The sequence below is a fragment of the Anaerolineales bacterium genome, assembly GCA_037382465.1.
Taxonomy (GTDB): domain Bacteria; phylum Chloroflexota; class Anaerolineae; order Anaerolineales; family E44-bin32; genus WVZH01.
The window spans coordinates 1-9,266 of record JARRPX010000103.1; the positions used below are offsets into that span (position 1 = coordinate 1).

General features: G+C 57.2%; 9 protein-coding genes. 6 read left to right on the top strand and 3 right to left on the bottom strand.

All coding sequences use genetic code 11. The features are described 5' to 3' along the window. Positions 1 to 323, top strand: a 323-nt coding sequence (locus tag P8Z34_16660; GenBank protein ID MEJ2552304.1) for an MTH938/NDUFAF3 family protein, incomplete at its 5' end; no start/stop codon positions are given. A gap of 391 nt (positions 324 to 714) precedes the next feature. Here P8Z34_16660 and P8Z34_16665 read toward each other — a convergent pair. The 3 genes from P8Z34_16665 to P8Z34_16675 form a co-directional block, all read right to left on the bottom strand. Beyond that, positions 715 to 1,647, bottom strand: coding sequence for a ribonuclease Z (locus P8Z34_16665; protein MEJ2552305.1), 933 nt, complete (start codon positions 1,645 to 1,647; stop codon positions 715 to 717). A gap of 72 nt (positions 1,648 to 1,719) precedes the next feature. Further along, positions 1,720 to 2,166 (bottom strand): hypothetical protein, encoded by a 447-nt coding sequence (locus tag P8Z34_16670; protein MEJ2552306.1) that lies wholly within the window; start codon positions 2,164 to 2,166, stop codon positions 1,720 to 1,722. Positions 2,167 to 2,333: 167 nt separating this feature from the next. After that, the gene (locus tag P8Z34_16675) at positions 2,334 to 3,392 is read right to left on the bottom strand and encodes a hypothetical protein (protein MEJ2552307.1); all 1,059 of its coding nucleotides are present in this window, start codon (positions 3,390 to 3,392) and stop codon (positions 2,334 to 2,336) included. 226 nt (positions 3,393 to 3,618) lie between these two features. Between P8Z34_16675 and P8Z34_16680 the strand changes: the two genes are divergently transcribed. From P8Z34_16680 to P8Z34_16700, 5 genes are all read left to right on the top strand, one after another. Beyond that, on the top strand, positions 3,619 to 4,878 hold the full coding sequence (locus P8Z34_16680) for a tetratricopeptide repeat protein (protein ID MEJ2552308.1): 1,260 nt from the start codon (positions 3,619 to 3,621) through the stop codon (positions 4,876 to 4,878). Positions 4,879 to 4,894: 16 nt separating this feature from the next. Next, positions 4,895 to 6,541, top strand: coding sequence for a tetratricopeptide repeat protein (locus P8Z34_16685; protein MEJ2552309.1), 1,647 nt, complete (start codon positions 4,895 to 4,897; stop codon positions 6,539 to 6,541). 115 nt (positions 6,542 to 6,656) lie between these two features. Further along, on the top strand, positions 6,657 to 6,950 hold the full coding sequence (groES, locus tag P8Z34_16690) for a co-chaperone GroES (protein MEJ2552310.1): 294 nt from the start codon (positions 6,657 to 6,659) through the stop codon (positions 6,948 to 6,950). 65 nt (positions 6,951 to 7,015) lie between these two features. After that, positions 7,016 to 8,647 carry a chaperonin GroEL gene (gene groL, locus P8Z34_16695; GenBank protein MEJ2552311.1) on the top strand — a complete coding sequence of 544 codons (1,632 nt, stop codon included), beginning with the start codon at positions 7,016 to 7,018 and terminating at the stop codon, positions 8,645 to 8,647. 316 nt (positions 8,648 to 8,963) lie between these two features. Next, entirely contained in the window at positions 8,964 to 9,167 is a 204-nt protein-coding gene (locus P8Z34_16700) for a PspC domain-containing protein (protein ID MEJ2552312.1), read from the top strand. Positions 9,168 to 9,266 lie beyond the last annotated feature (99 nt).

Here is a 9,266-nt window from a genome sequence, read left to right on the forward strand (position 1 = left end):
GAGTGTCCTTCCACACGCCACCAGTTGGGCAAAACGCGATCCGGCAGCACGATCACGTCCCGATTATAGGCATGACCATCGATGATTATCTTGCCGAAACGTATGCTCTCGAGGATCTGCAGCAAGCGCTGGCAGATCGGCTTGAATTGTTGGTGATCGGAACGGGGTTATTCGGCCGCATGAGCGTACCTGGGAACGTACGGGCTAAAGTGGAAGCCGGGGGACTCGAAATGCGCGTACTCGCCACACGAGAGGCGTGCGACCTCTATAACCATATGCGCGAGCAAAAACGCAGCGCGGCCGCGCTGCATATTACTTGTTAGGAACTGTGGAATGAAAAGTTGATCCATCGACACATACCATGTGTCGATTTCGCCTTTAAACGGGCTTTGAGCCGCACGTAGAGCATGCGTGCGTGTTGCAGGCGCTGCAGACTGGTGCGCTACCTGCCACAACACGCCCTTCGCTGTGTGCGGCGAATAGGGAGATCAAACGTTCGGTTTGATCGCCGTGGCATTCGGTGCAGGCGATCGGCGCATCGGCATCTCGCATGGGACGCAGGGCGTCGAAATGATGTTCACAGTCCAGACAGACGTATTCGTAAATCGGCATGAGGTTCAAGATCCTGTCAATTTGATTCTACTGCCTTGATTCTAACCGGTCAACGATCCCGGTACGGAAGGTGGAGCCGAAGGTTCCAGCGTCGTTTGCGGCTCAGTCATTATCTTTCTCCCGCCTGCGGACGGAAAAAGTGTCGAAGTCCCTCGCGACAGTGGCGTCCGGAAACACTGCGCTCGCCTCGTCGGCGATGTCCTTCTCGCGATAGCGGCGCGAGATGTGGGTGAGGTACAGGTGCCCCACGCCGGCGCGCTTGGCCAGCGAGGCGGCTTGCGCTGCCGTGAGATGACCGAACTTCTTCGCCATCTCCTTTTCATACTCGAGGTAGGTCGCCTCGATAACCAAGGCGTCTGCCTCCTGGCAGACCTCGAGCAGGTTGTCGATTTTGCCGCAGTCTCCCACGTGGACCAGACGCGTTCCTCGGCGTGCGGGTCCGAGTACATCATCCGGATGTATCGTTCGGCCATCCGGCAGGGCTATCGATGTTCCGCTGACCAGCTCCTTGCGCAGGGGCCCGGGAGGAATCCCCAACTCTTCCGCCCGCTCCGGCAGAAAGGGCCGCCGCGGGGTTTCTTCGAACAGATAACCAAAGCAATCCGGACCGCGATGCGAAACGGGAAACGCCGAGAGTCTGAAGTTATCGTCTTCGAGAAGGATCCCGGGTTCGATGGGGATCATCTCGATTTCGATTGAAGGTCGCGTGCCGCGCAGCACCACACCGAAAATGAGATCTTCGATCCGCTCGATTGCCCAGGCCCCCGCCCAAATCTCCAGATGCTCGAGGGTTTCCCACCGAGAAAAGGTGGACAACAAGCCGCCCAGGCCAAGAATGTGATCCAGATGACCGTGGGTGATCAAGACACGGTTTAAACGCCGAAAGCCGATTCCCGATCGAAGAATCTGGCGCTGTGTGCCTTCGCCGCAGTCGATCAGGAAACGGTAATCGCGGTAGCTTACGACCTGCGCGGTCAACCCCCGATGAACGGAAGGGGCGGAGGCGGAGGTGCCCAAAAAGGTGATTTCAAACAAAAGAATCCCTGCGCGGACGATCTCGAAGTTCCGGCTCCGAGTGGTTCATTGTACCGCAAACTCGGGTCGAATTCAGGAGATGCGCGGTGCGCTGATGAAGGAGACCGTTCCGGCGAAACTGGTCGCCAGGGTGAGCGGGAGGATGAGTAGGACTTCGTCGGTAAGTAACAGGCTGACTCCCCAAAGGGTGGCGAAAAGCATGGCGACGCCGAAGTAGCGCAGCGCGAACGTGCGTCCCCAGAAACGATGAGGGATGTTGTCAGGCTGTTTGTAAGCGAGGTATGAGATGCTCACGCCAAGGAGGAATACGGGGATTTGTATCCAGGGAGTGCTTTCGGGCATCCAAACCACGAAGATCGAAGCCGGAACGAAGAGGCACGTGCCGTGCAGCCATGCCAGAAAGGTCATGCTCGCGGTGGAATTACTGGCGGCACGCTTTACGATGACGCCGAGGACACCGGCAAAGCCGAAATATAAAAGGGATACGCCAAGCCACAAAAGCACAGACCCGTGAACCACATGCACCTCAATTCATGAAGTATGTCCCTCATGAAGTGTGCAAGGATTGTGCCGAATGACTTCGATTCGCCGACGTCGCAAACGGATCCATGTTGAGAAGTGGGGTCGAATCCGAATTTCAGGCCGGTTTCCCGGACCTCGCACAATTCGTATGGTTGTGGTGTGAGCTATTCTTCCGGAGTCGGCGTCTCGCTGGGCGGCGGCTCCTCTGCAGTGCCCTCGACCGTTGGGGTGGGCGTGGGAGGCGCCGGAGGCGGGGCTGTCGCCTTCTGGCACGCCTTCGCTGCTTCAGTGGCGGTGGGTTCGAGCGTACTGTTGGGAACCGCTCCGAGCGACCCTTCATAGTATTCTTGGGCACCGCAGGGGTCTTCGGCGATCCAGAGCAGGTCGCCATACTCCCAGGCCGATTCAGCATACTTGGGGCAGGAATCTGTGGTTGCACCTTGTACGCAGAGCGTGTAGAAAAGATTGGCCGCTTGATACCAATTCAGGCCGATATAGCTGTTGGCCAGGAGATACTGCTCTGCGAGCGTCTTTCGAAACATCGCGTCTCGATCCAGGGGACCGAAGCGCTCGGCAAGGCTGAGATCGTAGAGTCCCTCTTCCATGAGACCGAGCGAAATTTGTTCCATGCCGCGGTTGCGCAGCGCAATGAACATCATGCCGTCGGCTTCAACGGCATTAAAGCCTGGATCCTTACTCCGCAGCGAGAGCAGCTTCTCGATGACGGTGGTCCAATCCTCTGCGGCAAGCGCTTCTTGCGCCTGACGGAAGAGTTCATCTGGCGGTGAAGGATCCGGGGTGGAAGTCGGTCTCGCCGTAGGAGCGGGAGTCGGTTTTTCCGCTAAAACGTACGCTTCGATGAGTTTTTCTTCGGCCTGCGGATAGGCTGGGTCGAAGCGTATGATGGCTTCGAAACGCTGGCGAGCGTTTTCGTATCTGCCGGCTTCCAGGTCCTGAATGCCAAGTTCGAATTGCTCCAGAAGATACTGTGAGACTTGTTCAACTTCGCGGGTATCTTTGATGTTCGTGCCCTGCAGGTATGCAACACCGCTCACGGCGAGCACCACGGCGAGATAGATCAGGACGTACCACGGCCAACGTTTTCGCGGTTTCGTCTCCAGGCTCTCGTCTGCGTTCGTGTCAGGTGGGGCGAACTGCGTGGAAACCGGCTGCGTCTGTTCCTGATCGTCCGCTTCCTGGGGTTGTGAAACGTTTGGATTCATGGGGTGGATTATACCCTAATTGAGGTCGCGTCCTCGGGAATTATTGCAAGTGTTTGTGCTTCCCCGGCGCGGTACCGATTCCGCGCCGGGAGCTCGTTTCAGCGGCTTTGAGCCATGACTTCGAGCGCATTGAGTGAAAGCGTTTCTGTGGCAGAAGTTGTTCTCGATGGCAGCGGGTGTCGCCCCGGAAATGTTTTCTTGACGCTGTAGAAGAGGGGGTGGTAAGATGCAATCCAACCCCCGGCGCTCCAATCCCTGGCGCGTTCTATTATTATTGATTCTCGTCGGAGGCGTGGTCTATTTCTGGCAATTTTACGTACCGGAAATTGAGATCACAGTAGGCCCGACCCCAACCGCCACGAGGAGCCCGGCGCTGTACATCATCGAAGCGGAAAGCTACTTCCAGTCGGGTAAGTTGGGTCAGGCTGAAGAGGCTTATCTGCAGGCGATCGCGATCGAACCGCGGGAGATCAGTTACCATCTCGACCTGGCGAGGGTGCGTGTTTTCGCAGGCAAATACGCGGCGGCCGAGACGGCCGCGCGGGATGCGCTGGTCATCAATCCCGAGTCCGCGATCGGGCACGCGGTGCTCGGATGGGCGCTCGATTTCCGCGCGGGCGAGCAATCGCAGAACGTGGGCGAACAGAACGATCTTATAGCTGCCGCGTTACGGGAAGTTGAGCGCGCTTACGAACTCAACCCGAATTCCGCCCTGGTGCTTGCGTTCTATTCGGAAGTGATGATCGACAACAATATCAACGATTATGAGGAAGCGTTGGAATTGGCGGAACGCTCCGTCCAATTGGCCCCTGATTTGCTCGAAACGCATCGGGCGGTGGGTTACGTCTGGGAGCGAACCGGGAATTACACTCAGGCCGTGGAAGCGTACGAAGCGGCAAAGGGGATCAACCCGAATCTGCCTCGACTGCACATCGACATCGGGAACATGCTGCAGGCGCAAGGCGATACGGTCGGGGCGGTGGAGAGTTATAAGGACGCCATTGCGCTGGCGCCGGAAAGTGTGGAGCCGCTGCGTCGTATCGCGCAGGCCTACGCACGCATCGGTGAATACGGCAAGGCGAGTCAGTTCGCCAAGGACGCGGTAGACCTCGAGCCGACGAACGCTCGTCTGCGAGGTGATCTGGGCCGGATGTATTATCACAATAACGTGCTGGAAGATGCCGTCATTCAATTGGAACTGGCCATTCGAGGCGGCTCGGCTGAAGATGGTCAGGAGATCGTGGGTCTGCCCCTGGCAGAACCCGGACAGGCTGTGGACGATCGTGTCGTCGAATTTTATTACACCTATGGTCTGGCGCTGGCGAAGCTCGACCGTTGTGAAGAAGCCGTTCCCATCTTTCAGGCCTTGCTGCAAGGCGTGCCCGACAACGAAATCGCAGTCTTCAACGCAGAGGAAGGCCTGGTGATTTGCGGTGAACGCGAACCAGTTCCGACGTCCGAAGCGGAACCGACGGCTGAGTCGTAGGGGAGCGGGATGAGTCATGCGGCTGACCGGTGAACGCTTACCCCTCGTACGCGAGGATAACAAATCCAATCCCTGGCGCATGCTGCTTTACATCTTGCTTATCGCTGGCGGACTGACTCTGGCCCACATGCTCCAGGTCGGCCAGGTGCAGCCCCTTTTCTTGCCCTCGCCTACGCCCACGCGAACCGCAGCCTCGAATGCGGAGGAAGCGCTCGCCCATTTTTCGGCGGGAAATCTACAGGGTGCGATCAACGCCTATGAAAAAGCCACCGAACTCGAACCGCAAAACGCCGACCTTTGGGCGCAGTTGGCCAGGGTTCAAACCTACTCGAGTGACTTGCTGACCACGCAAGCGCTGCGTCGTTCCCGGCTGGCGGATGCGAGAGAGTCGATCGAGAACGCCGTCGCCGCGGACGAGGACAACGCGCGCGTGCAGGCCATTCGGGCGCTGGTCTACGATTGGTCCGCGGCCGCCGAAGTCGCCGATCCGATCGGGCTTGGCGATCAAGTGCGAGTAATCGCCACGATCGAGGAGGGCGGGCGGCTGATCGCAAGGCGGATCGAGCTGCTCAGCGGGTTGCTGGCCGAGGGCGTGGCCGGTGATGAAGAAGAGACCGTCATCTTCTCGGGCGAAGTGGAGGACATCCAGCCAGGGGAGTGGACGATCAGCGGGCGGATCGTGGTCATCGCCGATCAGACGGACGTTCGGGATGAAAATCGCCGGGAAGATTTTCTGGCTGAGGCGGACATCGCCGCGACGCGCGCCGTTCAGCTTGCGCCTGGCGATCCGTATGCGCTGGCGTTTCGAGCCGAGGTGCTGGTCGATCAACTCAGTTTTGCCCAGGCGTTGGATTTGGCGCAGGATGCGTCTGCAAACGCGGGGCTGCTGCCCGCGCAGGATCGACTGGATGTTTTCCGGGTGTACGGCACCGTACTGGAAAGCAACGGACGGTATCTGACGGCCATCGAAGCCTACCAGCGAGCGGTTGAAATCAATCCCAATCTGACTTTCCTTTATTTGCGTATCGGCGCGAATTATCGCCGTCTCCGGGATGTGGACGCCGCCCTGGCGGCCTTCGATAAAGCGGCAAAGATCAACCAGCAGCTCGGTTTCGAAGATCCCACCCCGTATCTGGCGATCGGCAGGACCTACGTCCAGGAAGGGCAGTTTTTCATCGCCGCAGTCAACATACGCAGCGCCTTGCTGATCGATGAAACCAACCCGGAAATCTACGCCCGCCTCGGCAGCGTTTACTTCCAGGCACGGAATTACGAAAGCGCCATCCCGATCTTCCATTGTGCGCTCGATGGATGCAGCGCGGAAGAAAATCGTGAGATCCTGTGCAACCTGGAAATCTATCGCTGCACGGGCGTGGGAGCCAGTGATGAGGACGTCGGCTGGGAAGTGATCGGCCTCGAGCTCGATTCGAGTACGCTCGAATACTATTACACCTATGGATCGGTTCTGGCGGCCTTCGCTGGAACGGAGGCATTCCCCAACGCCTGCGTCGATGCCGAACGGATCTTCAGCGCATTAATGGCCCAATTCGGCAACGATCCGATCGTCATCGCCATCGTGGATGAAGGCCGCACCATTTGTGCAAATCCCGGTGCGCCGGAAATAACCCCCACACCCACGGAAACCCCGACCGAAAACTCTTGACATTGAAGTGTATTTTCGGTACACTTTCGAAGCAATTTAGCACTCGCAACGAGAGAGTGCTAAATTGCGAGTCGTGTTTGCAAACAACATAAATCTATGCAATAGGAGGATCCGCATGTCACTCAATATCAAACCGATGGCCGATCGTTTGGTCATCAAACCTCTCGAGGAAGAAGAGATGACGCCGAGCGGGATCGTGCTGCCCGAGACGGCCAAAGAGAAACCTCAGAAAGGTGAGGTGATGGCCGTTGGACCCGGCGCTCGGGATGATAAAGGCGAGCGTATCACCCCGGATGTCAGCGTGGGCGATAAAGTCTGGTTCGCCAAGTATGCGGGAACGGAAATCAAGATCGACGGTGAAAAATATCTGATCTTGAAAGAGAGCGACGTTCTCGCCATCATCGGATAGAAGAAGCTGGAAATTATTTGTCAACGAGACCGGAAGAATAAATTCATAATAGGAGCAAGTGAGCAATGACTGCCAAGCAACTCGCATTTTCGGAAGACGCACGAAGGCGTCTTAAGGCGGGGGTAGATACCCTGGCCAATGCTGTAGCCACGACATTGGGCCCCAAGGGGCGCAACGTGGCCCTGGACCGCAAGTTCGGTTCTCCGACGATCACCCACGACGGCGTAACGGTGGCCAAGGAGATCGAGCTGGAAGATCCGTTTGAAAACATGGGCGCGCAATTACTGAAAGAAGCCGCCACCAAGACCAACGACATCGCCGGAGACGGCACAACGACATCGACGGTCTTGGCGCACGCCATCGTCACCGATGGCTTGAAGAGCCTCGCTGCAGGCTCCAATCCCATGTTGCTGAAGCGCGGCATCCTTTCCGCGTCCAAAGCTGCATCGGATGCAATCGGGAAGCAATCGATTGAAGTTACCACGAAAGAGGAGATCGCCTCCGTTGCCGCCATTTCCGCGCAGGATTCGGAAATCGGCGATTTGATCGCCGAAGTGATGGACAAGGTCGGCAAGGATGGGGTCATCACGGTTGAAGAATCGAAGGGATTGGAATTCGAAACCGAGTACGTCGAGGGTATGCAGTTCGATCGCGGATACGTTTCCCCCTATTTCGTTACCGATCCTGAGCAAATGGAAGCGGTGATCGAGGATCCCTACGTCTTGATTCACGACAAGAAGATCTCAGCTGCCACGGACATCGTACCGATTCTCGAGAAACTCGTGCAGGTCGGCAAGCGCGAGCTGGTCGTGATCGCAGAGGACGTGGACGGCGAAGCCATGGCCACGCTGGTGCTCAACAAGCTGCGCGGTATGCTCAACGTCGTCGCCGTGAAGGCCCCCGGATTTGGCGATCGCCGCAAGGCGATGCTCCAGGATATCGCCATCCTCACCGGTGGGACGGTGATTACCGAGGAGCTGGGCCGCAAACTCGAATCCGTTACCGTCAACGATCTCGGCAAGGCGGGTAAGGTCGTCGTCACCAAAGATGACACTACGATCGTCGAAGGCGCCGGGGAAGCCGACAAGATCAAAGGCCGCATCGAAGAGATCAAGGTCGAAATCGACCGCTCGACAAGCGACTACGACAAGGAGAAGCTCCAGGAGCGCCTGGCGAAATTGGCCGGCGGCGTGGCCGTGATCGGCGTCGGCGCTGCGACCGAGACCGAGTTGAAAGAGAAGAAGCATCGAGTTGAAGATGCGCTTTCCGCGACGCGCGCTGCAGTTGAAGAAGGCATCGTCCCGGGTGGCGGGGTGGCGCTGATCAATGCGCTGGATGCGATCAAGAAACTCAAGGACTCGGACGAAGATGCGAACATCGGCATTAACATCGTGCGTAAAGCTCTCGAGATGCCGATGAAGGGCATCGTTGAAAATGCCGGGAAGGACGGCGCGGTAGTTTTGGAGACCGTTCGCCGCAAACAGGCCGAGGAAAAGAATGTCAATATCGGCTTTGACGTGATCAAGGAAGACTACTTCGACATGGTCGAAACGGGTATCATCGACCCGGCGAAGGTCACGAAGGGCGCCTTGGAAAATGCGGCATCCATCGCCGCCATGATCCTGACAACCGAAGCGTTGATCACGGACATTCCAGAGGAAAACAAGCCAGCGGCACCGCCGATGCCGGAATACTAGAGCGACGATACAATGATCGACATACAACCCCTCCTTATCGAGGGGTTGTTTCTTTTTCATGCGATGATCGCGATCTTCATCCGGCCCGGTCCGTACCGATGAACTCGATTCGCGGGCATTCGAACGGAATCCATAATTGACTTTGCTACCCGCAGCGTGGAGATTTTTGCCCCGTTAGCTGCGCCCCGTCGCGACGATTTCAGTGTTCTATACGTAAAGTAGAATGTCAGATACATCCAGCGAATCGCTGACTGCGGACAGCGTCAAGCGACGAAGGATGTGGCGATGAAGTCAATCCAAGAGGAGGATTTGATCGATGGAAAACGAACCGAAAACTCTCAAGCGCTCACGTTCGAATCGGATACTCTTTGGGGTTTGCGGGGGGTTGGGGGAGTATTTTGACGTAGACCCCGTATGGTTCAGGTTGTTGTTCGTTCTTTTCGGCCTGCCGGGCGGTGTTCCGGGCATCTTGCTCTACCTGATTTGTATGATCATAATTCCGGAAGAAGAACAGCAGTAGCTCGTAAGCATTCGAAGCGAGTAATTTTCGTACATCCATCGGGATCGACGAAAGGCACTTCCATTTCCAAAAGATGGTGGTGGAGTCGAACGTTTGTCG